The sequence below is a fragment of the Longitalea luteola genome (genome assembly GCF_017356035.1).
Classification (GTDB): domain Bacteria; phylum Bacteroidota; class Bacteroidia; order Chitinophagales; family Chitinophagaceae; genus Niastella; species Niastella luteola.
Map to the genome: position 1 here is coordinate 70,423 of NZ_JAFIQX010000004.1, position 26,902 is coordinate 97,324.

Genomic DNA, 26,902 nt, shown 5'->3' on the forward strand with positions numbered 1-26,902 from the left:
CGGTTTAAAGATATTGTTTCTGGTCCTTTCAAACACATTTAAGATTGATAAATACCAGTAAGGTGCTGAAGCTTGAAAATTACAACAAAAATGTATTAGCAGGCCGCGATCAATGCCTTCCGAATTATATTTTGAATAACAGGGAGTATTTGTACATTTGTATAAGCACTTATACATTTATGAGCTTTTACGAATCACTGGGATTTCTGGTATTTGGAAGCCGGTTACGCAGGTTAAGTGAAGCATTTCTGGCTGATGTGAACAAGATCTATGCGTCGCATGACCTGGCTTTCGATGCCGCATGGTTCCCGGTCTTTTATATTTTATCGCGGCAGGAAACGGTTTCTATCAGGGACATTTCCGTTGAACTGGGTATATCGCATTCGGCGGTGAGCCAGCTGGTGAGCAGCCTGCAACAGAAAGGGCTTATCAAAACTACGACCGCTGACGATGACGGCCGCAAAAAAGTAGTTGCCTTCACTTCGAAAGGCAAAAGGCTGCAACAGCAGGTGCAGCCGGTATGGGATGCCCTGCAACAGGCCATGGAATCGCTGGCACAGGAAGGACGGCACAGCAAAACGATCTTATCAGCCATTGGGGAAATTGAACAGGGCCTGCAAAATGAATCAGTTTTTAACCGGGTGCAAAATATCTTGCATCATAAGTAAATACTATGCAACAGCAGTTTAATTATGGTATCGACCAGTTGACGATTGGCAACGCGCTGGCCATTGCAGCCGGCACCGTGAAAGGTGTATTGAATAAAACCGCCATCGCGAATATTCAGAAAAGCCAGCAATTTGTGCAGGAAATCGTAGAGAACAATAAAACTGTTTACGGCGTCAATACCGGTTTTGGCGTGCTGGCCAATAAGCCGGTATCGGAAGAGGATACCCGCACTTTACAACATAAGATATTACAAAGCCATAGCGTTGGGGTAGGCGAGCCCATTAACATAGAAATTGCCAAACTCATGCTCATCACGAAAGTGCATGCACTGGCCCAGGGTTATTCGGGCGTCCAGCTTATCACCCTGCAACGGATTTTATGGCATATTGAACAGGACGTTATACCGGTAGTACCCGAAAAAGGCAGTGTGGGTGCTTCGGGCGATCTGGCGCCTTTGGCGCATTTGTTCCTGCCACTGATAGGGTTGGGAGAGGTCTTTTACAAAGGAGCACGTTACCGCTCACTCGAAATACTGCAGCAATTTGGCCTGGCGCCGATTCAACTGGGTCCTAAGGAAGGGCTGGCACTTATCAACGGCACCCAATTCATTCTTTCCTTTGCAGTGAAAGCCGTACAACGTATGCACAACTGTTTGGAGGCGGCAGATATCATTGGAGCCATGAGCCTGGAAGCGTTGACCGGCACCAAAGCGCCGTTCGATGAACGTTTACATCGCCTGCGGCCGTTTGCCGGCAACCAACTGGTTGCCCAGCGCCTGCGTTTGCTCTTGCATGAGAGCGCCATCATGCAAAGTCATGTCGACTGCGGCCGGGTACAGGACCCTTACAGTTTACGTTGCATGCCCCAGGTACATGGCGCCAGCCGCAATGCCTGGTTGCATTTGAAACAGCTTACCGAAACAGAATTGAACTCAGTAACGGATAATCCGATCATCCTGAGCGCTGATGACACCATCAGTGGTGGTAACTTTCACGGACAACCATTGGCCTTGCCGCTGGATTATGCCTGTATAGCCGCTGCAGAAACCGGGAATATTTCAGACCGGCGCTGTTACCTGTTACTCGAAGGAAAATGGGGATTGCCCATGTTGCTCATGAGAGATGTAGGTTTGAACAGCGGTTTTATGATACCACAATACACTACAGCCGCTTTGGTAACAGAAAATAAAACGCTTTGTTTTCCGGCCAGTGCAGACAGCATTCCCACTTCGTTAGGACAGGAAGATCATGTGAGCATGGGCAGCATCAGCGGCCGCAAGTTGAACCAGGTGTTAGACAACCTGGAATATATCCTGGCGATAGAATTGTTAAGTGCCTGTCAGGCCATCGAGTTCAGGCGCCCGTTGAAGAGCAGTGAGATCCTTGAATCGGCCCATGATTATGTACGGCAGTTTGTAAGCTTTGCAGAAGAGGATAGAATATTTGCTGAAGATATTTACAAAATAAAAAAGCTCATCAGTGATTTTTCGTTTGTGGAACATTGTAATGAACTGGCGAAGTTAAAAAAGATCAATTTAAATGAAGGGTTCGAGGTGTTTGCCGTGTGATTCGAAGGAAAGTGGTAAATTGAGGGACCCCCAAACGAAACCCATACGACTGATAAAAGCGAATCAAATCCTGTTAACACATGGTGATAACATACGACGCAGCCAAATATAAAACGCCAACAGGCGCACAGCTCACCTGCAAAGGGTGGGTGCAGGAAGCGGCATTACGCATGCTGTTGAACAATCTCGATCCCGCAGTGGCAGAACGGCCCGATGATTTGATCGTATATGGCGGGCGGGGAAAAGCAGCACGTAATTTTGAAGCGCTGGATCTGATCATTCAATCTTTAAAAGACCTGAATGATGATGAAACGCTGCTGATACAAAGTGGTAAACCGGTGGCTATCCTACCAACACATGTAAATGCACCACGTGTACTGATCTCCAATTCACAACTTGTTCCCAATTGGGCCAACTGGCAGCATTTTGATGAACTGGAAAAAAAAGGTTTGATGATGTATGGCCAAATGACGGCCGGCTCCTGGATCTACATCGGCAGCCAGGGAATTGTACAGGGCACGTATGAAACGTATGCAGCTGCAGCCAATAAACATTTTGGCGGAACACTCAAAGGCACATTGAATGTAACCGCCGGTTTGGGTGGAATGGGTGGTGCGCAGCCGCTGGCTATTACCATGAACGAAGGGGTGGCGCTTATAGCAGAAGTGGAAGAATGGCGGATTGATAAACGTATTGAAACAAAATACCTCGATGTAAAAATAACCGGTGTAGATGCGGCCATTGACCGGGCATTGGAAGCAAAGCAAAAAGGAGAAGTATTATCGATAGGAGTGTTATGTAATGCAGTACATCTCCTACAACGCCTGGTTGAAAGAAATATTGTTCCCGACACACTTACCGATCAAACTTCGGCCCATGATCCGCTGATCGGGTATTGGCCGCATGAGATCTCCTATGAACAGGCGATGGTTTTACGAGCGCAAAATCCCGATCAATATATTAATTATGCGTACAATTCCATGTACCGCCATGTACAGCTGATGCTGGAATTGCAACAAAAGGGCGCCATCACTTTCGATTATGGCAATAACATTCGCGCCCGGGCGAAAGAAAAAGGATTACAGGATGCGTTTGATTTCCCGGGATTTGTTCCGGCATATATACGTCCATTGTTCTGCGAGGGCAAGGGCCCATTCCGCTGGGCGGCCTTAAGCGGCGATCCGCAGGATATAGCGGTAACAGATGAAGTAATTGGTAATATGTTCCCCGACAATAAATCATTGCAACGCTGGCTGAAACTGGCCAAAGAAAAAATTGCCTTCCAGGGATTGCCGGCGCGGATCTGCTGGCTGGGGCAGGGAGAAAGAGAAAAAGCGGGCTTGGCCTTTAATGAACTGGTGCGAACAGGAAAAGTGAAAGCGCCGATCGTTATTGGCCGTGATCATTTGGATACCGGTTCTGTGGCCTCGCCCAACCGGGAAACAGAGGCTATGCGCGATGGCAGCGATGCAGTGGCAGACTGGCCCATTTTGAATGCACTGGTGAATACAGCAGGCGGCGCCAGCTGGGTAAGTTTACATCATGGCGGTGGCGTGGGCATGGGTTATAGCATTCATGCGGGCATGGTAATCGTTGCCGATGGAACAGATAACGCCGCATTACGGCTTGCACGCGTTTTGCGCAATGATCCGGGCATGGGAGTTATACGACATGCAGATGCGGGATACGAGGTTGCTAAAGAAACTTCCATAAAATTTGGTCTTGATTTGAAAAAACGGTTTCATAGATAAAATAATTTTTCTATTTTGTTGCGGATACCACCGACCCAGCCGGAAAAAATGGTATTTATACGATGACAAAATATCTCATTGATCTGTACGTTGTAGCAGGTATGAGATAAACTTGTATGAAAAATCCGAATTATGAAAACAACCATTTCCTTGCTCCTTTTTGCCTTAGTAGCCAGCACAGCATTTTCCCAGGCCAAAGTAAGCTTGAAGATCATTCAGAACGGAGCCGCCGTAAACCCCGTTAACGGAGAATATGAATTAAAAAAAGCCCCTTTCGCTGTTGAATTCACATTTGATGTTAATGCTTATGATGGTGTGTTTGTAAACGCCGATTTTACCGACGCTGTTTATAAGACCGCCGACAAAGCCGCTTTACCCGACCTGCAAGACATTCCCTACAAAATTGTGAAGGAAGAAAACTTCAACACCAACAAACAAATTGCTGTAGCCGCTGACAACTGGTCATTCTGGTACTATAACAAATCGACCAACGAATACCGGTTCGACAGAGACATCAAAACTGTAGATGCCAACACGGTTACAGCTACCAGAACCATTGAACAGGTTTATTTCCCTGTTAAAGAAAAAACATTGAAAGTAGCTGAGCTCACTGAACCCCTGTATTTATTTTTCCTGGTTACCAACCCTTACAACCAACGCGGTGTTGTTAGAGAGTTATACCGCCAGAAAATGAAATTGAATTTTAAATAAGGCAAAGGAACATACAACATTAAAGGGAGATAAAGAGGCTACTCTTTGTCTCCTTTTATTTTTTTAAAAATCTCAAATCACAAATATCAGGAACCAAATAAATCTCAAATCACAAATGACAAGAACCAAATAAATCTCAAATCACAAATGACAAGAACCAAACAAATTTCAAATCGCAAAAATCAAGAACCAAATAAATCTCAAATCACAAATATCAGGAACCAAATAAATCTCAAATCACAAATATCAGGAACCAAATAAATCTCAAATCGCTGGTCTCAACACAAGATTGAATAAGGGTTGCATTATTTTTTGAGCTTGGGATCTGGAATACTGGCATTTATTTTTTGGTTCTTTCAATTTGGATCTTGGAATTTCATTCTTGGAATTATATTAAAGCCACATTACAATCTCTTTAAATCAATCGGTTCCATCGGATTTTCCCCCTCATTGGCACTATAATTTCTTAAATAATCTACCAACCAAACTGGGCCTGATAGCAACCAACTAGCAAGCCCTTTTATTATTAATTGGTTTACTGTTTATTCTATGGGACGATTGATTATTATATCTAACAGGTTACCTTTTTCTATTGATCATGAAGGCGATCAACTTTCGCTGCGGCAAAGTTCCGGGGGGCTCGTTTCTGCTATAAAGAGCTATTTTGAAAGCGAAAGCTCTAAAAATCGTGGATTTACAGAAAAGTTGTGGGTAGGTGTGGCAGATTTTCCCCAAAATGAATGGACTGTTCTATCTGAAAAATTAATGGACGTTGATTTTCAGATCAAACCCTTGTTCGTTAATAAAATTCTTTACAAGGACTATTATAACGGTTTTTCCAATTCGGTCCTCTGGCCTTTATTCCATTATTTTCCGAGTCTGGTCGATTACCAGACACATTACTTCGATGCTTATGTTAAAGTGAACCGGGCATTCGCAGATAAATTAATTCCGCTCATTCAACCCGACGATACGATATGGATACACGATTACCAGCTGATGATGCTGCCTGAAATGATCCGCGCGGAAAAACCGGAAGCTACGATCGGCTTTTTCTTACATATCCCGTTTCCATCGTACGAACTGTTTAGAATGTTACCGGCAGAATGGAAATCCAGTTTATTACGAGGCATCATGGGCAGTGATCTCGTAGGCTTCCACACACACGATTATGCGCAGCATTTCCTGCAGTCCGTGAAAATGATCCTGGGGGTGGATAGTTATTTTCATACGATCCAGTACCAGGACCGCCTGATCAAGGCCGATCTGTTCCCCATCAGCATCGATTATAAAAAATTCAATAAAGCCTGCGACGATCCGGAAACCAAACAATACTACAGTGAGATCAGGAATAATTTTGAAGGCAAGAAGATCATCTTCTCGGTAGACAGGCTCGATTATACCAAGGGGTTGATGGACCGTCTCAATGCCTTTGATTATTTCCTCGATCAGTATCCTGACTGGCGCGAAAAAGTGGTCTTTATTCTGAACATTGTGCCTTCGCGCGATGATATTCAGGCATACACCGAGCGGAAACAACAGATAGAACAAAAGATCGGCACCATCAACGGAAAGGTTTCTACCATTACATGGCAGCCGATCATCTACAGATATACCCATCTGCCATTTAACGAACTGGCGGCACTGTACAAAGCAGCTGATGTGGCATTGATAACGCCGTTGCGCGATGGAATGAACCTGGTGGCCAAAGAATATGTCGCCAGCTGTTCTGCACGTAAAGGCGTTTTGATCCTGAGTGAACTGGCCGGCGCCGCCAACGAGCTGAATGAAGCGTTGCTTGTTAATCCAACAGACGTTATTGACGTATCGAGCGCGATCAACCGCGCATTGACCATGCCTCCGGATGAACAGCAACAACGGATGGTATTGATGCAACAGCGCTTATCAGATTATGATGTTATTAAATGGGTAAGTGATTTCCTGGACCAGTTGTCGAATGTTAAACTGGAACAGCAGAAGCAACAGGTGAAACACCTCGACGACCGCACCAGTTCGCAAATTCATTTGCATTACCAGATGGCTAATAGCCGGTGTCTCTTACTGGATTACGATGGCACCCTGGTTCCTTATGCAAAGATCCCGAAAGACGCCAAGCCCAATGAAGAACTGCGGGCGTTATTGACGGAATTGTCCGCTGACCCGAAAAATAATGTAGTGATCATCAGCGGACGCGAGGCACAAACGCTGGAGAACTGGTTGGGCGACCTTCCGTTAATGCTGGTTGCAGAACATGGCGCCAGCTTTAAACCGAAGAACGATCAGTGGCAGCAGGCCGTTTCTATCCCTGATCAATGGAAGAACGAGATAAGACCCATTATGCAATTATTCGTTACCCATTGCGTGGGTTCTTTTATAGAAGAAAAGACCAATACGCTGGCCTGGCATTACCGCAATACGCATCCTGATCTCGGTTTCACCCGGTCAAGGGAGTTGATCAACAACCTCACGCAGTTGCTGCAGAACACCATGCTGCAGGTAGTGGATGGCAATAAGGTTGTGGAAGTGCGTATGTCGGGATTTGATAAAGGCATTATGGCCCTGAAGATCGTGAACGACATGCAGCCTGATTTTGTTTTATGTATCGGAGATGATACTACCGATGAAGATATGTTCAAAGCATTGGGTGAACGGGCGTACAGCATTAAGGTAAGCAATGGTCCTACTGCCGCCCAGTACACCGTTTTCTCGCAACAAAAAGTATTACAACTACTGAAAAGGATCATGTTACCGATCATTAATAAACAATACGCGGGAACATAATATAATTAATGAATGTCCGACGGGTAAGTCCGGAAGAGGTACGCCAGCGGTGCACTTTCTTCCGGACTTTTTATTTATAGTTCAACATGTGCGGCTTTTCAAATTACAGTATCTTCACCCCATGGCCGCGACGCTGATTACCAATATCAAACAACTGGTTAATGTACGGGAACAATGGCGGGTGCTGCGGGGGAAAGAACTGGCAGAACTTCCATGTATAAACAACGCATATTTACTTATTGAAGATGATACCATCGTTTCCTATGGTACCATGGAACAATTGTCATCCATCAACAGGTCCTTGCCCGCTGACGTCATTGACGCAACCGGTAAACTGGTATTGCCAGCCTGGTGCGACAGCCATACGCACCTCGTATTTGCCGCCAGCCGGGAAAATGAATTCATAGATAAGTTAAAAGGACTGAGCTATGCTGAAATTGCAGCGCGGGGAGGCGGCATCCTGAACTCGGCCCGCAAACTGAATGACACGTCAGAGGATGAGTTGTTCAACCTGGCGTGGAAACGATTGGAAGAATTGACCAGGCTGGGCACAGGCGCCATTGAAATTAAAAGTGGGTATGGATTGACAGTAGCCGGCGAACTGAAAATGCTGCGCGTTATAAAAAGATTACGCGAGCGATCGAAAGTTACAATTAAAGCCACCTTCCTGGGCGCACATACCTATCCGGTGGAATTTAAAGACGATCACCAGGCCTATATCGATCAGATCATACAGGAGATGCTGCCGGTGATCGCCCGGGAACAACTGGCCGACTATATTGATGTGTTCTGCGAAACAGGCTTCTTTTCCCCTGCAGAAACGGAAACCATCTGCCAGGCCGGTATGCGGGTTGGATTAAAACCAAAGATCCATGCCAATCAACTTAATTTATCGGGCGGTGTGCAAACTGGTGTAAGGCTAGGCGCCATCAGTGTAGATCACCTGGAAACGATGGATGAAGCGGCGATCAGGTCATTGGCCGGTTCGCAAACGATTGGCACCTTATTACCAACGGCAGCCTTCTTTTTAAGAATGCCGTTTCAACCAGCCCGTGCGCTGATCGATGCAGGCTGCGCCATTGCCCTGGCTTCTGATTTCAACCCAGGTTCCTCGCCCAGCGGCAATATGAACCTGGTGGTAAATATGAGCTGCATTCAAATGAAAATGTTGCCGGAAGAAGCGGTCAATGCAGCCACCCTAAACGGCGCCTGGGCCATGGAGTGCGCCGACAGCCTGGGCAGTATTTCCATTGGCAAAAAAGCCAACCTGATCATCACCAGGCCGGTACCGTCCCTGGCATATATTCCGTATTCATTTGGTTCAAATTTAATAGAGCAAGTTTTAATAAAAGGTGAGCGGGTAACCATTCACCATTGATGATTATGATGTTTAGGAAAAAGAAAAAGGTTAACCTGGTAAAAGAGTTCCTGGAAAAAGGCCGTTCCGTTTCTATCAAGGACCGGGAAGAGGCATTGAATTACCTGGTGGCTTTTGTGGCAATGATCCGGCCACGCTTGTCGGAATTTGAAAGCGCCAATAAAAAGTTTGCAGAAACGCTGCAGTTCCTGCATCGGCACGATTCGGTTGTAAGCAACCTGCGGGTGGCTATTATGGCGCAGCTGATCAACAGTAACCTGGTGCCACTGCTTACAGAAAGCGGTATTACCGTTTCGCGCGGCGCAGGCCGTGAATTATATGCCCGCTTAAAACATAAACTGTTGCCGCCGGCGCAGGACCCCAGCGATTTTTTATACCTGCTCAACCGCATCTTCTTCAAGCATAACGACTATGAATGGGTAGAAAAGATCGGGCAGGAAAAATGGATCCACCTGTTCGAACTGTTGGGGCTGCATTTTTCGGAAAACAACCCGGTCATCATGAAACAGGTGATCGTGTCGTTACAGATTCTAAGCGCACGGGTGGCACAACTGGGCTGGGAAAATGAGATCACCTTTAACACCCCTGCGCAGTGGCAACCGCCCAACAATCCCTTTGCAGTGCAGCAATACCTGGTGTATCAGATAAAAGAGCAGGTGATCCGGCACAATCAAAGCCATGAAGCAGTACAGGCGCTGGCGAAAAGATTGAATGCGGTACTAAGCGAATGCTTTCAACTGGTGCAACATATTCGTAACGAAACGGCCGACAAAGGAACCAGTCTGTCGCAGACCTTTATCCTATTCCAGATAGAGCAGAAGCTGAACCGGATGATCCTGTTGCTGGATATTGCCGATGCCGACGAAAAGATCAACCTGGCGCGTTTTGCCAAACTGTTCATTACCGTTGTTCGCAACGAGAACCGCAAGAACAGTATCCGCGAATTCCTGTCGCAAACCACCAGCTACCTGGCTTACCAGATAGCAGAGCACAAGGGTAAAAAAGGAAGCAAATACATTACATCTTCACCGCTGGAATACTGGCAAATGATCGGCAGTGCCATGTGGGGCGGATTGATCATTTGTTTTGTGGCGATCTTCAAGAACCTGCTGGGCCTGCTGCAGATGGCGCCTTTCTGGCATGGCTTTGTGTACAGCGTGAATTACAGCATGGGTTTTGTGGCCATTGAAGAAACCAGATCAACCCTGGCTACCAAACAACCGGCATTTACCGCCAGCGCTGTAGCCAGTTCGTTAGATGCCCGTAAATCGGACGAGCCACCCAATTTATACAACCTCGCAGTAACCGTTTCGAAAGTAAGCCGCAGCCAGATCGCGTCCTTTATCGGTAACCTGATCATCGTATTTCCCGTGACATACCTGCTGGTTTGGTTATATGATTGGGCAACGGGCCATCCGCTGGTGCAGGGAGAAAAGGCGGTTCAGTTATTGCGGGATCAACATCCCTGGCAAAGCCTGTCTTTATTGTATGCCTGCAATACCGGTTTCTTTCTTTTTTTAAGCGGTATCATTGCCGGTTATGTACAAAACAAAATAAATTACGGACGCATCGATAAACGGCTGACAGAACATCCCGTATTGCGGTTATCGTTGCCGGCCAACCGGCTGCAAAAAATAGCCACTTACATCAATGAACATGGGGGCAGCCTGGCCGGTAATATCGCTTTGGGATTTTTTCTGGGTATGGCCGGCATCGTGGGTAAGATATTTGGAATACCTTTCGATATCAGGCATATTACCATCTCGGCTGCCAACACTTCCATAGGCGCTTATGGAGTAGGATGGGAGCACATCAATTACCGGTACCTGGCGAATGTAGTAGCCGGCGTATTGGGAATCGGTTTCCTGAACTTCCTGGTGAGCTTTTCCCTGGCTTTTTTTGTAGCAGTGCGTTCAAGGGGTATCCGGCTGAAGGATTACCCGGGTTTTTTAAAGATCCTCTGGAAATATTTCCGCAGCCATCCGCTTGATTTTATCAGGCCGCGGAAACGGAGATCGGCTAAAGAACCAACACAAACGGTATGATCATTACTAAATAAACGACCAATTAAATCAGCTGTATGAAACATTTCAAATTCTACCATAAGCACGATGTGCTGAATCTTACCAGGATCCGCCGGTTTGAAACCAAACTGGGTGAAAGCGTACATGTACTGCCTGATAAAAATTCGTGGGAAACAGCCCTGCAGCAATCGCCTGCAAAATATGTAGTATTTGGAATAGCTGAGGATATCGGGATCAAGGCCAATCATGGTACAGGTGGCGCGGATTCGGCCTGGCTGTCGTTCCTGTCGGCTTTTTTAAACCTGCAAAGCAATGACTTCTTAAATGGGGAAGAGCTCATTGTTTTAGGTCATTTCAATTTCAGCGATGCCAATGCGCTCATTGAAGAGAATGCCTATAGTTATGAAGAAAAGATAGATGCTTACCGCCATGCGGTCATGACCATCGATGACGAAGTGGAAGAGCTCACCAAGATCATCACCTCCCACAACAAAATACCCATTGCCATCGGGGGCGGCCACAATAATGCTTACCCGTTGATAAAAGGTTCTGCCAAAGGTTTGCACAAGGCGGGCAATTTACCACTGGCCCAGATCAATTGCATCAACCTCGATGCGCATGCCGATTTCCGCCCGTCGGAAGGAAGGCACAGCGGCAACGGCTTTCGCTATGCAGAAGAAGACGGCTATTTACAGAAATACTGCGTGGTTGGCTTGCATGAGAATTACCTGCCGCAAAATGTATGGCTCGACATTGTAAACAATCCTTTTCTTGATTTCATTACGTATGAAGACATTTTCATTCTGGAGAAAAGGAATTTTATCCAGGCCATTGCTCATGCTACCAGTTTTACGGAGGAGAATTATACAGGCATTGAACTGGACCTCGATTGCATTGAAAATACCTTATCCAGCGCCATGACCCCTTCCGGCATTTCAACCTTACATGCCCGGCAGTACATGACGCTCACTGCCCGTGAAAGCCAGGTGGCTTATGTACATATTTGCGAGGGCGCCACCCGCCTGAGCGATGGCCGCACCAACGACACCACCGGTAAACTCATCAGTTACCTGGTAAGCGACTTCATCAAAGCGCATGAAGATACCGGAGAGTAAAACGCTGAACGCCTAACGCAAAACGCCTTATAGTTCATTAGTTATTCAGTTATTCAGTTCAAAAGTCATTCGTACTTTTAAACTTAATGACAGAACTCAATAACTCAGGAACTCTTAAAACGGGATCCCCAAATTTATATACCATTGCAGCTTATTCGTTTGATCGCTGTACATGGTGCTTATATCGAGCGGACCGAGGGCAAAATTATATGTATACGTGAGTGAGTAACCCGACAGGAAATCAGGGTTCTGGAAGAAATCGCTTCTGCTGATAAAATTATTGAACAATATGTTGGCCCGTCCGGTAACATAGTTATTACTGAACAATTGCACCCGCAAACCGCCCTGTAACATAGCTACCGAAGGGCTGTACAGAGTACCTTCATGCAAACCGGCAAATGTTATCTGGTTGCGGAACACCTTCGTTAATCCGCCAATAGCAAATTCATTCAAAACATTCCGGGTATAGTTAAAGTTTACACCGCCCTGTCCGTTCAACAAAAGGGTGGTGCGGCCGCCTAAGGGAATATAACTCTCCACGTCTAGTATTGTTCGTAAATACGGATAGGTATTGATCTTTATGGAATCAGGATCTTCCAGCGGCGATCCGTTCGATAAAAAATCGAGACGGGCATGTTGATCAAACACCCGTCCGGCTTCGGCATATACTTTTATGCCTCTGCGCGGAAGTACGCCGCGGTCGAGGGAGTTATGCGAAATATAACCATACAGGGTATTGTAATTATTGCTGCCTTTCATTTCAAGGCCTTTGGCGATCTTGGGCGTATAATGCACCCATTCGAACCGGTGCCCGGTGCCTATGGAGAAATTGCGGGTAGGCGAGAACTGAAATCGTTCGCCTATTTTAAAGAATGTTTGTCTGTATAAGCCATCCTGTTTGTACTGATCATAGGTATTCACTTCAAACCGGTCGAACTGTGTTTCTGCGATCAGGGCAAAGTTCTTCAACCGGCCAATGTATTGCAGGTGTTCGCCCCTGATGCGAAAACTTTCCCCGATATTAATGGTAACCAGGCTGCGGGAATTGGTGATGAAAAAATTCCTGGCCGTAAGGTTAGCAATGATGCCTACACCCGTGAACCGGTTATAATGCAGGCCCAGTTTGGCAAACGTTAACGGATTCTCGGTTACATCAAAAACGATCTTACAGGTTCCGTCGGGTTGAGGTCTGAGGGAATAAATGATGCGGCTGTAATAACGGGTGCCATAGGCCTGCCGCACCATGTTCGATAGCTTGTGCGCCGTATAGGTTTTATTCAATTGCAGGTCCATGGTATGTGCGAAAAATTCAGTGGATGTCTTTTCCACACCATGTACTTCAAAGGATGAAATGGTCACTGCATGTACCTTGGGCAGGCGGTTCGTTCTGAATTCAGCCGGGCCATAAATAGCATCCAGCGAATCGGCCAGGCGTTTGAACCGGGGGTATAATTTCCGGCCTTCTTCAATACCGAGGTTTAAAATAGCATGCCCGTCACTAAAGCTGCCCATGTTATACTTCTCCATTTTAAATGGAATATAGATATCGCATTGCGGCACTTCCGTCCTGGCATCTTCGGCTTCCCGGAAAAAGGCGATCTGTAACAGGATCTGCAAGGCATTACGTACTTTTTCAGAAGGTAATAACCCGCTGGCCACATTGCTGCCGATGACAATATTGGCGCCCATTTCCTTTACATCGCGTACCGGAAAATTGCGCACGATACCACCATCGACCATCCGCTTACCATTATAATCAACCGCCGTAAATACCGAGGGAATCGCCATGCTGGAGCGGATGGCAGAAATGATCTCGCCTTCCTTCATTACAATGGCTTCGCCGTTGCCTACATCGGTGCCGATGCAACGAAAGGGAATGCTGAACCTGGAAAAATCTTTTTCCTGGTGCACCGGAAAATATAATTCAGAAAATTTAAGCCAGAGCTCCTGTCCCTGTAACAGTCCGCTGGGCAGACGGAACCGATGATTCTGCCAGGGAAGCTCCACTACATATTTTGAGTACTCATTCTTTTCTTCCATGAAGATGCTGCGCAGTGAAGACTGGTTGCTGAGCAGCAGGTCCCAATCGATGGCACGGGCAATTTTTTCAATACTGTCGGCGCTATAACCAATAGCATACAGGCTTCCGATGATGCTGCCCATGCTGGTTCCGGTTATATAATCAACGTTCAGTCCGGCACTATCAATAGCTTTAAGGATACCGATATGTGCCAGTCCCTTGGCCCCGCCACCACTCAACGTTAAACCTATTTTAGGGCGCTGCGCAGATTCCTGGGCCAAAGCGGATTGAAACAGTAAAAACAGCCCAACCAATGCCGGTATGTAGCTTTTGAATATAACCATCTGTTACTCCCATTATTGATTTCGGGATATTCCTTTGAATGATCGTTGACAATTGCCTGGTCAAAATAGGTGATTGGATGTTAAACATATTACAAATCTCAGATCACGAATAATAATACCCAAAAGCCTTTTTTGTTAAGCACGGGTTTTACTCATTATCTTCAATATGAGATCGGTTCTTCGGTTATGGTTACTGGTCGTGATAACTGCGGGATCGGTGTTTAATGCTGGTTTCTCAATGGAGTTCAAAATGGCAGTTCATTTCCACATCATCTATCTGTGCGCCCATCTTACGGTAGAATGCAATGGCCGGTTTGTTCCAGTTAGATACCTGCCAGCGTACTTTTACACATTTCGTTGCACTGGCATGTTCTATCACCGTTTGTAACAGTCTTGTTCCGATCGAATGTCCCCGGGCCGATTCTACCACATACAGATCATCGAGATACATTGTCTTGCCGGTCCAGGAAAAATAAGCGAAGAACCAGGCAGCATAACCAACGATCTTATTACGCTCGTCTACAGCAACAAAACACTGGAACAAATTGTTGTCTGCTTTCATTTGTTCCACCGTATTTGTTACCCTTTCCGGTGTTTTTTGATAAACTGCAAATTGATGGATCAGGTCGAGAATAGCCGGGTAATCGGCCTCTGTGCCTTTACGGATCTTGATATTCATGGGATGGGTTTGTTTTTCAGCCTTTTGCTTCCAGCTCCATTATTTTCTCAAACACCTCTTCGTACTGCTTGTTCATCCGCTGCAGTTCATCACTCACTTTTTTATAGTCAGTTTCGGTTTGTACAAATTTGTTCCTGTCGGCATAAGTGTCCGGGGCTGTCAATTGCGATTCCAGGGTTGCCTTTTGCTGATTCAGCTGGCCGATCTTTTCTTCCAGCTGCTGAAAAAGCTTTTGCTGTTTCTGCAATTCCTTCTTCAATTCTTTATTGATCGGTCCCGAAGCCTGAGGTCTGTTGTCTGAGGTCTGAGGTCTGAAGTCTGACGTCTGACTTCGGACTTCCGACTTCTGACTTCCGGCTTCTGACTTCTGATTTCGGACTTCCGACTTCTGACTTCCAGCTTCCGGTTTATGATTTCCGCCTTCCGAGCGCTGTTTCTGTCTTTCTTTCCACTCGCTCCATTCTTCGTATCCGCCGGCAAATGTTTTGATCTTGTGGTTGTCGATCTCCCAAATGGTATTGGCCACCTTCGATACAAAGTAACGGTCGTGGCTAACCAGTATAAGGCTGCCCTCGTATTTACTCAGGGCCTCTATCAATAATTCTACAGAATGAATATCCAGGTGGTTGGTAGGCTCGTCGAGCATCAGGAAATTGGCTTTGCTGATGATGGTCTTGGCCAGGGCCACGCGTGCTTTTTCACCACCGCTCAATACCTTGATCTTTTTATCAATATCATCGCCGCCGAATAAAAAACAGCCCAGCAGGTTACGCAGCTCCTGTTCGGTTTTCTGGCTGCCGGCAGCTTTCATTTCATCGAGCAGGGTATTGTTCACATCCAGCGCTTCCAGCTGGTGCTGGGCATAAAAGCTTTCTTCTACATTGTGGCCCCATTTGCGTTCGCCACTGAACGATTCGGCACCGGCAATGATGCGCAGCAGGGTAGACTTCCCTTTTCCGTTGGCGCCGATCAACGCGATCTTGTCGCCGCGGTTGATCTCTGCATGGGTATCTTCGACAATGATATTATCGCCAAACTTCTTTGTTATGTGTTTCAGTTCGCACAGTACTTTACCAGGCACTTTATCAACCTGGAAGTTAATGCGAATATTAGGTCTTTCAACGGCTACATCTTCGATGCGGTCGAGCTTTTCAAGCCGCTTCATGGCGCTTTGGGCGGCGGCAGCTTTCGATGCTTTGGCTTTGAAGCGTTCAATAAAGCGTTCCTGCTGGCGAATGTAATCCTGCTGGTTCTCGAAGGCGCGTTGCTGCAGTTCTATCCGCTGCACTTTTTCTACTTCGTAAAAGGAATAATTGCCATTATAAATGTGCAGCTGCCGCTGGTATAATTCCACGATCTTGGTCACCATGCGGTCGAGAAAATATTTATCGTGGCTCACGATCACCACCGAACCCTGATAATGGATGAGGTATTTTTCCAGCCATTCAATAGAGGGCAGGTCAAGGTGGTTGGTAGGCTCATCGAGCAGCAATAGATCGGGCGCCTGCAGGATCATTTTAGCCAGCAGCACGCGCATGCGCCAGCCTCCGCTGAACTCGCGGTAGGGGCGTTGCAGGTCGGCATTGGAGAACCCAAGGCCCTGCAATACTTCTTCTGTTTTGTGATGAATGTTATAGCCACCCAGCGTTTCAAGTTCGTGCAGTTTGTCGGAATATTTGTGCAAGAGCACTTCCGTTTCTGCTTCTGAAATGCCGCTGGCAGGGGAATTCTCCAATTGTTTGCCCAGTTCTTCAATTTCTTTCTCCAGTTGCATTACGCGCTCGAAAGCGCCCAGCGCTACCTGTAAAATTGAATCCGAAGTATCGAAACTGAGCAGGTCCTGGTGCAGGTAGCCAATGGTAGTTCCGCGGCTCCTTTCCACCGTACCGGCCGATGCCTGGTACTGACCCACTAAAAGTTTTAACAGCGTTGATTTTCCGGTTCCGTTATAGCCAATTAATCCAATGCGTTCATTGGGTTGAATATGCCAGGTTGCGTCTTCTACAATTACCCGGGCGCCAAATTCAAAAGTTACATTCGTTAATCCTGCCAGCATAATATTTACGTCAAAATGATCTGCAAAAATAGAATAATTCGGGGCGTTTCGAAAGTTATCGCAAAAGTTGACAGCCAGAAAATTAGAACGCGGTTATAAATACGAAAACACCTGTATATGAGCCAGTAATGTAAGGTTATTCTTTTATCTTTGGCAGTAAATAAGTCAGTAACCAGCTGCAGCCGGAAAACCGGCAGGATTATTTCGGTAAAACAAACCCAATACCCCAAAAACCGAAACACATTTTCTGTCAGACTTCGCCAACTGGCGGATTGTCCTGGTAAGTTCCCCGTCCGACCCCGGTCATCCGGGCGGGCATCTGGTCAAAATGAAATTAAAAATTTTCAGATGAAAAAAACGTTAATCGTAGTTATCGTGCTTGCCGCCGTTGTATTAATTGCCCGGCCCTTTTTTTGCAATAGTGATAAAAAGGACGATAAAGTAGCAGAAGATCCCAAGCAACAGCCTTTATCGATCTCAGCCAATACCGATGCATTCAATCAGTCGTTTACCCAATTACTTAATGCTTACAATAGTTTGAAGGACGCCCTGGTGGCCAGTGATGCAGAGAAAGCATCAGCAGCAGGCCTGGCATTGAAAGCCGCTGCCGATAGCCTTAAAGTGAATGAAATAACAGGCGATACCTCAGGTGTGATAAAAGAAACTGCCCAGGCTTTCACGGGTACCATTGCTGGTTCGGCACAGGCTTTGGCAGCAGAAAAAGACTTAAAAAACAAGCGTAAGGAGTTTGAGATGATAGCCGATGCCATGTGGAGCCTTACCCGTACCGTGCGGTACACCGGTCAAAAGTTATACTGGCAATACTGCCCAATGGCTTTTGACAATAAAGGCGCCTACTGGATGAGCTTTGAGCGGGAAATCAAAAACCCTTACTTCGGTAGTGAAATGCTCAACTGCGGTAGCGTGGAAGATTCGCTTGACTACTCGAAGTAATTACGCTATCTGCCGGATTGCCGGTGTAAAAAGATAACGGAAAACTTCTGCCGATGACCAGACTGGTTGCGATAGTATTTGGGGTGATTAGTGTTCTGTGTGCAAACGCACAGGAAAAGTTCACATTAAGCGGATTTGTTCGGGATTCGTTATCGGGTGAAGCGCTTATTGGCGCCACCGTTGCTGTGAATGGCCATGGCAAGGGCATCGTGAGCAACCAGTTCGGGTTCTATTCCATTACTTTACCACACGGCACTTATCCGGTCATCGTTAGTTTTGCCGGTTATGAAGGCCAGCAACAGGTAATTGCGCTCGATCATAATATTGAACAGAATTTTTACCTGTCAACCAAACCGGTCTTACAGGAAGTGATTGTTTCCGGCCGCAAGCGTGACGGGAATGTAGCCAATGCCCAAATGGGCAAGATCGATCTCACGATGAACCAGGTGAAATCGCTGCCGGTGCTGCTGGGCGAGACCGATATCCTGAAAACCCTGCAACTATTGCCAGGTGTGCGCAATGCGGGCGAGGGCAATACCGGCTTATATGTGCGGGGCGGCGGTCCCGATCAGAACCTGATCCTGCTCGATGATGCCATCGTTTATAACACCGGTCACCTGTTCGGCTTCTTTTCCATTTTTAATTCAGATGCCATTAAAAATATTTCGCTCCAAAAAGGGGGTATGTCTGCACAATATGGCGGCCGCCTGTCTTCTGTATTGGATGTAGCCATGAAGGAAGGTAACCTGAACAAATTGGAAGTTGAGGGCGGCATAGGCGCTATTGCGTCGCGCTTATCGGTACAGGGGCCTATCAAAAAGAATAAATCCTCCTTCATCGTTTCTGGCCGGCGCACTTATGTGGATCTGTTAGTGAAACCATTCATTTCAGAAAAAAGTGATTTCTACGGATCAGGTTATTTCTTCTATGACTTCAATGCCAAGGTGAACTATATTTTTTCAGAAAAGGACCGTTTGTACCTGAGTGGTTATTTCGGCAGGGACGTATTTACCTATCGCAATGCGCGGCGCGCCTTCAAGGCAGATATTCCATGGGGCAATTCCACGGCCACCTTACGCTGGAACCATGTGTTCAACCGGAAATTATTTGCCAATACTACCGTCGTATATAATGATTACGCGTTCTCATTCGGTGCCACGCAGAATGATTTCAATATCAAATTGTCATCGGGCATTCACGACTGGAGCGCCAAAACCGATTTTGATTTCTACGCTTCGCCCGATCACAAACTGCGCTTCGGGGCTGCCTATACGTATCATACATTTACCCCGAATATCCTGAGCGGCAACCAGGGTGATAACCAGTTCTACCCTGATAATGAAATGAAAAAATACGCCGGTGAAACCGGGATCTATATTCAGGACGACTGGGAAATAGGCGAACGCATTAAAGTGAATGCTGGCATCCGTTACAGCCGTTTCGTACAATTGGGTCCTTATAAGATCTTCTCAAAAACGATCAATGGCGATAAATCAGACAGCATCAGCTACAGCAGGAACAAACCGGTAAAAACCTATGACGGGTTTGAGCCCAGGTTAACCGTGCGCTATGCCATCAATGATGAAACGTCTTTAAAAGCGGCTGTTACCAGAAATCTTCAATACATCCACCTGGTAAGCAATGCCGGCTCTACCTTACCTACAGACCTGTGGGTACCCAGCACTTACCGCGTGAAACCGCAGATCAGCTGGCAGTACGCGGCTGGTATCTTCAGGAACTTCAATAATAATATGCTGGAAACCTCGCTGGAAGTATATTATAAAAGAATGGATAACCAGATCGAATACCGCGAGGGATATACGCCATCGTTGAAAGACCCTGAAGAAGATTTCGTTTTTGGCAAAGGCTGGAGCTATGGCACGGAACTGTATGTGAATAAAACGAAAGGAAAGCTCACGGGCTGGATCGGTTATACCCTGTCATGGACCTGGCGGCAGTTCGATACGCTGAATGATGGGCTTAGATATCCCTCCAAATACGACCGCAGGCACGACCTGTCGGTAGTGGCCGCCTATCAGCTGAACAAAAAATGGAAATTATCCGGGGTATTTGTTTATGGCAGTGGAAATGCCGTTTCATTGCCCGAGCGGTTCTATGTGGTTAACCGGGTGCTTACGCAGGAGTACAGCAAGATCAACCAATACCGGCTGGCGCCTTATCATCGTATGGATCTTTCCGCCACGCTTACACCCCGCTTAAAACGGGGGCAAAAATGGCAGCAGAGCTGGGTCTTCAGCATTTACAACGTATATAGCCGGTTGAACCCGTATTTCATTTATTTCAGCCAGGATGGTAGTCCATACGACGGGTCCCTGACCATGAAGACGAGGCAGGTATCACTGTTCCCCGTCATTCCTTCGGTTACCTGGAATTTCAAATTCTGATTACCTGCTTTTGCTGGTAAACATGAGCTTATTGCTTTATATGAAATCTTTCAGCAGCTTTTGATCTCTTCATTAGTGGCTTAATGTTATGGCGGATCGGTTAACAAAAGACAGCCATTTATAAACAATGCGCGTTTGTTAATCCCTTTGCCGTCAACCTGATGCGCGCTTGCTGCGAATGTTTTTGAACGTGCCTTTTACCGACCGGCACGAAAATGGCATTACGAGCCGACCGATCCCATGAAATGTTCGACCATGAAAAAACTCATCCTTGTCACACTGGCCTGTTTTCCATTGCGGTATCTGCTTGCACAGAATGATCAACCAGACCTGGCGATGATCCAAAAGATCAGGCAGGAAGGTTTCAACCACTCCCAGGTAATGGATCTTGCTTTTTTTCTTACCGAAGTAAGCGGACCGCGGCTGAATAATTCACCGGGTTTTCGCCGTGCCGCCAATTATACCAGGAACAAATTGAGTGAATGGGGACTAACCGATGCCCGGCTGGAGCCCTGGGGTGAATGGGGTAAGGGCTGGGAACTGAAACGTTGCTATGTGGCCATGGCGGCGCCTTACTATAAACCTGTTATTGCTTTTCCCAAAAGCTGGACGGCCGGCACCAACGGCCTGCAGACAACGCAGATCGTATTGCTATCCGTGTCAAACGCCCGGGACCTTGATCTGTATAAAGGCCAGCTGCATGGTAAAGTGATCCTGTTGCAGCGGCGCGACTCGCTGGAACCGGCGTATGCAGCCGATGCCACCCGTTACAGTGATGAGGAACTGAAGGAATTGGCCAACTGGAAAAGCCCGAAACACGCCGGTCAGTCAGGCAAAGGTATTTCAGCCGGCTTGCAGGGTAAAGGATATACACCCACCGCCGGTCACCACGGCAAACCGACATTTGGCCCACCGGGCGGCTTAACGTATAAACAGGTGAAACAATTCGTGCAGGAAGAAGGGGCGCTGGCGATCCTGAGCACCCATCCTAACGGCCGCGATGGAACGGTGTTCGTGCAGGGTGGGGGCGCCTGGACAGCCAATGCGGCAGAAAATTTTCTCGATCTTACGGTGGCCTATGAAGACTATATGATGTTGCAGCGCCTGGCGCAGCACCGCATTCCGGTTAAGCTGGAACTGGACGTGAAAACAGAATTCCATACCAACGACCTGCAGGGCTATAATGTGATCGCAGAGATACAAGGTACCGATCCCGTATTGAAACAGGAGCTGGTAATGATCGGGGCGCATCTCGATTCATGGCATGCTTCGGTGGGCGCTACCGATAATGCGGCCGGTTGCGCCGTAATGATGGAGGTGATGCGTATTCTTAAAACACTGAACGTTCGTCCCAGACGAACCATCCGCATTGCATTATGGGGTGGGGAAGAACAGGGACTCATCGGTTCGAAGCATTATGTACGGCAGCATTTTACCGATACCGTTACACAGCGGTATAACAAGGCCGGTGATAAAGTGTCGGTTTACTTCAATCTCGATAACGGCACCGGAAAAATAAGAGGTATCTACTTACAGGAAAACAAAGCCGCGCAACCCATCTTCACCCAATGGCTGGCGCCATTTAAAGACCTGGGCGCTTCTACCATCACCTTGCAGCGAACAGGCGGCACCGATCATTTGTCGTTTGACGCTATCGGATTGCCCGGCTTCCAGTTCATCCAGGACGATATTGAATACAGTTCCCGCACCCACCACAGCAATATGGATTCATACGATCATTTGCAGGCCGCCGATCTGAAGCAGTCGGCGGTTATCATTGCTTCATTTGTTTACCATGCGGCGCAACGGAAGGAAAAGATTCCGAGGAAAAGTTATTAAGTTCAAAGTTTATAGTTCAAAGTTCATGGTTCATGAGTTATTAAGTTCTTAAGTTTTTGAGTTGAAGATTAATCGCGAGCTTGAATAACTGAATAACTAATAAACTGTATTATCGGTCAGGTTCATATTTAAATCGAACTACCGAACTTTTCTGTTCACTCGAAGACAGGTGCAATTGATAGCGTTTACGTCCGGCAGTGATGACCATCAGCGATGTGTTGGGTGGAATACGGCCTAGGTTTTCAGCATACATCATCAGCTCATATTCTGTGTTGGGAAATACATTAACCTCAAGTATGAGTGGTTTGCCGGTCAATCGTTTTTTATATAACAACAAGGTGTTATTGAGGAATACCGAAACAGTGTCATCATCGATCTCGGCATTATCGTACAGTTCTATTTTAATAAAAGCGGTATCAACGGGGATAGTTCTAACCACGTCTTTCTGCCGGTGCTGCAATTTCAGGTTCTTCTGCACCCGGGCCAGCGAATCGTTCTGGTATACGTCTACCGGAAAGGTTGATTTACCCAGGCGGGAGAGAGAAATTTTCCCGGGCTGGCAATCGTGGTTGTTGCCCATTTCATGGCCATGCCAATCGCCCTGCAGCAATTCGGCCTGTCCGTTCTTTGAAAACATCAGATCATAGGTCTTTATACAGGGCACACAACTGTCGGGCACATTGTATTGGATCACGGCATTTTCAATGATCACGATGCGATTGGTGAGCGGATTGTATTTGCCGGTGAAATTGATCTTGGTGTATTTGTCGTTATCAAAGCTGTACACGTTGCCTATGAAAGAGTTGTTTTGCATATAAATGATATGCAGCTCGGTTGAATAAGCGGGAAAACAACCACCCGCATTCTGGGTTCGAATGCCTCCCCAAACACCTGTCAGTAATTGTGCATGGGTAATGACAGTAAATCCCAGCAGCACAGGCAACAGCAGGAAACGCATGCAGTAATTTTATTGGAATTTACCACGGTATAGGCATATGTAGCGTGTATTTTATGTAAACGGTAGCGAAAAGGCAAATGTGATAATTAGATGATGTGATAATATGATAATGGAATACAGGCTTTCATTAGCCTGGAGCGGGCTACGAATTTGTAGGAGCTTCCGAAATAAATGAATTATCAAATTATCACATTATCAAATCAGTTTCATGGTTGATACTTGAACACAATAACCGCATTTTTTTGCTCTGTGGAAGTGATCCTTACCTCATATTGCTGTTTACCCGCTTTCACCACCATCAGGGAAGTATTGGGTGGAATTTCGCCCAGGTTCTCGGCAACCATCACCAATTCATGATAGTTTGCATCGTCGTCGAGGTTTACCTTCAGGGTCAATGCTTTTTCGGTGAGGCGTTTTTTGGATAATACCAGTTTTTTATCAACGTAAACGGAAATCGTATCATTATCAACGGTACCGTTGTCGTAAATATTCACCTCCACTTCATTTGAGTTGGTGGTGATTGTTTTTACCAATTCATTTTCCCGGCTGGCAAGTACTTTGGGCGTTGGAATATTGGCCAGCGGCGGCAATTTTACATTCACCTTTTTCGCCGTATCAACAGGCACGATCTTAACATCAGGTTTTGTTTCCGGCGCCTTGGCTACGGTTTTGTTTTCAGGTTTTTTAGCAGGTGTGGTCACCGGCTTTCTGGCAGCTGGCGCAGGGGTTTTAGGCGTGGTTTTTACAATGCCGGTTTTGGCAGTTGTATCAGGTTTTCTCGGAGGTACTTTTACCTCCGGTTGTTTCTGTTTTTCATTATGGCGTTTTACCAGGAATGGTTCTTCGTAAAAATCGGAGGTAGTTACTTTACGCAGAAAAACGGTGCCCTTGCCGCAATTGGTAGAATCTCTTGTATTGAAACTGGTGTAGGAACCTTCAAGGAACTCTTCATCACCTTCTTTGGAATATCTCAGGTTCAGGGTCATTACACAGGCATCGCTGCCGCCGGCCATCCTTACTTCCACTATTTTAAGCTCTTCCAGCCGCACCAGTTTTGTAGCTGTATTCACTGTGCCCTGGCAGGTTGCCTTACCATAAAACACGGTGGTAAGATAAGAATAGGTAACTCCCTTGAAACTTTTATTTTTCTGATCTATCTGTACTTCAAATTTATAACGCTCATCGCCACCCAATAATTCCATCATCCGACCCTGGGAGCCAACCGGTGTTCTTTTGAAATTTCCACGCCAGATGCCGGTAAGGTCCTGCGCCTGTATGCACAAGCCCATGATCAAAAACACAAATAATAGAACTGATTTCATCTGTAATTGCTGATTTTTCCTGGTTTTATCTCTTTTTGCGGCCGACAGAGTTGCATCAAAGGGCAAATTACTTAATAATTAGTTTCTTACGACAGATATCGTAAATGGTGGTCTGCAAATTGTTCGTTAAATTTGCCGTTCTTCCGGATTACAGCATAGGTGTGCCGCACTTACCCTTGCATGATGTAACGAAGTGCAGCACACCTAAAGCTATAACCGGTCACCAAAAAAGGTAGTGACAAAATGATTAAAATTACTTTCCCGGATGGAAATGTACGGGAGTACAAAGAAGGAACCACTGGTTTGGAAATAGCGAAGTCAATCAGCGAAGGATTGGCGCGAAAAGTATTGGCCGCAAAAGTGAACGGCGAGGTATGGGACGCCACGCGCCCTATTTACACCGATGCTACCCTGAATTTATTAACCTGGGATGACAAGGAAGGAAAATTAACTTTTTGGCATTCTTCCGCTCACCTGATGGCCGAGGCGGTGGAAAGCATGTTCCCCGGCGTTAAATTCTGGGTGGGTCCGGCCCTGGAAAGCCAGGCCGGGTTTTACTATGATATGGACCTGGGCGATCGCAAGCTGACGGAAGAAGACCTGGCAAAGCTGGAAAAGAAGATGAATGAGCTGGCAAAGCAGAACAACAGTTATGTTCGCAAGGAAATGCCCAAGGCCGAAGCCGTTAAATATTTTACCGAAAAAGGCGACGAATATAAACTCGATCTGCTGAGCAACCTGGCAGATGGCGAGATCACTTTTTATACCCAGGGCAATTTTACCGATCTGTGCCGCGGACCGCATATTCCGTCAACTGCACCCATTAAAGCCATTAAGCTTACCAATATTGCCGGTGCATACTGGAAGAACGATTCAAATAACAGGCAGCTTACCCGCGTATATGGCGTAACCTTTCCCTCCCAGAAAGAACTGGACGAGTACCTGCAATTGCTGGAAGAGGCCAAGAAACGCGATCATCGCAAACTGGGTAAGGAACTGGGTATTTTTACCATGGACGATGATGTTGGTCCGGGCCTGCCTTTATGGATGCCGAACGGAACCATCATTATTGAAGAGCTGGAAAAACTGGCCAAAGAAACCGAGCAGGCAGCCGGGTACAAAAGGGTAGTAACCCCGCATATTGCCAAAGAAAGCATGTACCTCACCAGCGGTCATCTGCCGTATTACCAGGACAGCATGTACCCACCCATGGAGCTGGAAGGGCAGAAATACTACCTGAAGGCCATGAACTGTCCGCACCACCATAAGATATTCGGCGCAGAACCCAGGAGCTACAGGGACCTGCCATTGCGCCTGGCAGAGTATGGTACCTGTTACCGTTATGAGCAGAGTGGTGAGCTGTTTGGACTGATGCGTGTACGTTGTTTACATATGAACGACGCGCACATTTATTGCACCCGTGAACAGTTTGCCAATGAGTTCAGGGCGGTAAATGAAATGTACCTGAAGTATTTTAAAATATTCGGCATTGACAAATATGTAATGCGGCTTTCCCTGCACGAACCGTCGAAGCTGGGTCAGAAATACATCAATGAACCCGAACTGTGGAAGGAAACCGAGGAAATGGTTCGGCAGGTATTGATTGAATCGAATATCCCTTATGTAGAGATCCCCGATGAGGGCGCTTTCTATGGCCCGAAGATCGATGTGCAGATCTGGAGTGTGATCGGCCGTGAGTTCACGCTGGCCACCAACCAGGTTGACTTTGCCCAGGGCCGCCGCTTTAAACTGGAATTTACCAATAAAGACAATGCAGCAGAGACCCCATTGATCATTCACCGGGCACCACTTGGCACCCATGAGCGGTTCATTGGCTTTTTGCTGGAACATTATGCCGGTAAATTTCCGCTGTGGCTTGCACCGGTTCAGGTAAAGATCCTGCCTATCAGTGACAAGTTCCTGCCATACGCAAATAGTGTTTTGGAATCGCTGAAAAATGCAGATATTCGTGGAGAAGTGGACGATCGGAACGAAAAAATAGGCAAAAAGATCCGCGATACCGAACTGATGAAAGTGCCTTACATGCTGATCGTTGGTGAAAAAGAAATGAATGAAGGCAAGGTGGCCGTACGCCGGCAGGGCAAGGGCGATGCAGGTAATATTACGAAGGGCCTGGAAGAGTTCATTAACGAGGCAAGGGCCGAGATCAAAGAACGGAGGGGAGAATAAGTTTGTGTTGTGAGTTCACATAGATTTCATAACTTAGAACGAGGAACATTGTTAATAGGTCATCCGTAACATATTTCGAAAACAAAATCAACATTCAAAACCGGTAACTCAGTTAGTAGCCTGGTTACCAACACTAAAA

Annotated in this window: 17 protein-coding genes; 12 read left to right on the top strand and 5 right to left on the bottom strand. The window is 46.6% G+C overall.

The window, feature by feature from the left end:
* The first annotated feature begins 62 nt into the window (after nt 1–62).
* From JUB15_RS11720 to JUB15_RS11755, 8 genes are all read left to right on the top strand, one after another.
* Nucleotides 63–668: a MarR family winged helix-turn-helix transcriptional regulator gene (locus JUB15_RS11720; RefSeq protein WP_369411539.1), complete on the top strand. Its 606-nt coding sequence runs from the start codon at nt 63–65 to the stop codon at nt 666–668.
* Between the two features lie 5 nt (nt 669–673).
* A complete protein-coding gene (gene hutH / locus JUB15_RS11725) occupies nt 674–2,236 on the top strand; it encodes a histidine ammonia-lyase (RefSeq protein ID WP_207512674.1) in 1,563 nt (520 codons plus the stop codon).
* A gap of 80 nt (nt 2,237–2,316) precedes the next feature.
* Entirely contained in the window at nt 2,317–3,987 is a 1,671-nt protein-coding gene (gene hutU / locus JUB15_RS11730; RefSeq protein WP_207512675.1) for a urocanate hydratase, read from the top strand.
* A 132-nt stretch (nt 3,988–4,119) separates the two neighbouring features.
* Complete coding sequence (locus JUB15_RS11735) at nt 4,120–4,698, top strand: hypothetical protein (RefSeq protein WP_207512676.1); 579 nt, start codon at nt 4,120–4,122, stop codon at nt 4,696–4,698.
* A 549-nt stretch (nt 4,699–5,247) separates the two neighbouring features.
* Entirely contained in the window at nt 5,248–7,479 is a 2,232-nt protein-coding gene (locus JUB15_RS11740) for a bifunctional alpha,alpha-trehalose-phosphate synthase (UDP-forming)/trehalose-phosphatase (protein WP_207512677.1), read from the top strand.
* 121 nt (nt 7,480–7,600) lie between these two features.
* Nucleotides 7,601–8,857 carry an imidazolonepropionase gene (gene hutI, locus JUB15_RS11745; RefSeq protein ID WP_207512678.1) on the top strand — a complete coding sequence of 419 codons (1,257 nt, stop codon included), beginning with the start codon at nt 7,601–7,603 and terminating at the stop codon, nt 8,855–8,857.
* A 5-nt stretch (nt 8,858–8,862) separates the two neighbouring features.
* Nucleotides 8,863–10,902, top strand: a complete 2,040-nt coding sequence (locus JUB15_RS11750) for a site-specific recombinase (RefSeq protein WP_207512679.1) — start codon at nt 8,863–8,865, stop codon at nt 10,900–10,902.
* Between the two features lie 35 nt (nt 10,903–10,937).
* Nucleotides 10,938–11,996 (top strand): formimidoylglutamase, encoded by a 1,059-nt coding sequence (locus tag JUB15_RS11755; protein WP_207512680.1) that lies wholly within the window; start codon nt 10,938–10,940, stop codon nt 11,994–11,996.
* A gap of 114 nt (nt 11,997–12,110) precedes the next feature.
* Here JUB15_RS11755 and JUB15_RS11760 read toward each other — a convergent pair whose 3' ends face one another.
* The 3 genes from JUB15_RS11760 to JUB15_RS11770 form a co-directional block, all read right to left on the bottom strand.
* Entirely contained in the window at nt 12,111–14,360 is a 2,250-nt protein-coding gene (locus tag JUB15_RS11760; protein WP_207512681.1) for a patatin-like phospholipase family protein, read from the bottom strand.
* Between the two features lie 235 nt (nt 14,361–14,595).
* A complete protein-coding gene (locus tag JUB15_RS11765) occupies nt 14,596–15,039 on the bottom strand; it encodes a GNAT family N-acetyltransferase (protein WP_207512682.1) in 444 nt (147 codons plus the stop codon).
* Between the two features lie 16 nt (nt 15,040–15,055).
* Nucleotides 15,056–17,095 carry an ABC-F family ATP-binding cassette domain-containing protein gene (locus JUB15_RS11770; protein ID WP_207512683.1) on the bottom strand — a complete coding sequence of 680 codons (2,040 nt, stop codon included), beginning with the start codon at nt 17,093–17,095 and terminating at the stop codon, nt 15,056–15,058.
* Nucleotides 17,096–17,443: 348 nt separating this feature from the next.
* Between JUB15_RS11770 and JUB15_RS11775 the strand changes: the two genes are divergently transcribed.
* The 3 genes from JUB15_RS11775 to JUB15_RS11785 all read left to right on the top strand — a co-directional run bounded on the left by JUB15_RS11775 (nt 17,444) and on the right by JUB15_RS11785 (nt 22,293).
* Nucleotides 17,444–18,049 carry a DUF3347 domain-containing protein gene (locus JUB15_RS11775; RefSeq protein WP_207512684.1) on the top strand — a complete coding sequence of 202 codons (606 nt, stop codon included), beginning with the start codon at nt 17,444–17,446 and terminating at the stop codon, nt 18,047–18,049.
* A 53-nt stretch (nt 18,050–18,102) separates the two neighbouring features.
* Nucleotides 18,103–20,454 carry a TonB-dependent receptor gene (locus JUB15_RS11780; RefSeq protein ID WP_207512685.1) on the top strand — a complete coding sequence of 784 codons (2,352 nt, stop codon included), beginning with the start codon at nt 18,103–18,105 and terminating at the stop codon, nt 20,452–20,454.
* Nucleotides 20,455–20,709: 255 nt separating this feature from the next.
* Nucleotides 20,710–22,293 carry a M20/M25/M40 family metallo-hydrolase gene (locus JUB15_RS11785; RefSeq protein ID WP_207512686.1) on the top strand — a complete coding sequence of 528 codons (1,584 nt, stop codon included), beginning with the start codon at nt 20,710–20,712 and terminating at the stop codon, nt 22,291–22,293.
* Between the two features lie 109 nt (nt 22,294–22,402).
* Here the strand turns inward: JUB15_RS11785 and JUB15_RS11790 are convergent, their stop codons facing one another.
* Both JUB15_RS11790 and JUB15_RS11795 read right to left on the bottom strand, forming a co-directional pair.
* Nucleotides 22,403–23,251 (bottom strand): hypothetical protein, encoded by an 849-nt coding sequence (locus tag JUB15_RS11790; protein WP_207512687.1) that lies wholly within the window; start codon nt 23,249–23,251, stop codon nt 22,403–22,405.
* Between the two features lie 206 nt (nt 23,252–23,457).
* A complete protein-coding gene (locus JUB15_RS11795) occupies nt 23,458–24,573 on the bottom strand; it encodes a hypothetical protein (RefSeq protein ID WP_207512688.1) in 1,116 nt (371 codons plus the stop codon).
* 243 nt (nt 24,574–24,816) lie between these two features.
* On the opposite strand from JUB15_RS11795, the gene thrS reads away from it, so the two are divergent.
* Complete coding sequence (gene thrS / locus JUB15_RS11800; protein WP_207512689.1) at nt 24,817–26,763, top strand: threonine--tRNA ligase; 1,947 nt, start codon at nt 24,817–24,819, stop codon at nt 26,761–26,763.
* The last annotated feature ends 139 nt before the right edge of the window (nt 26,764–26,902 follow it).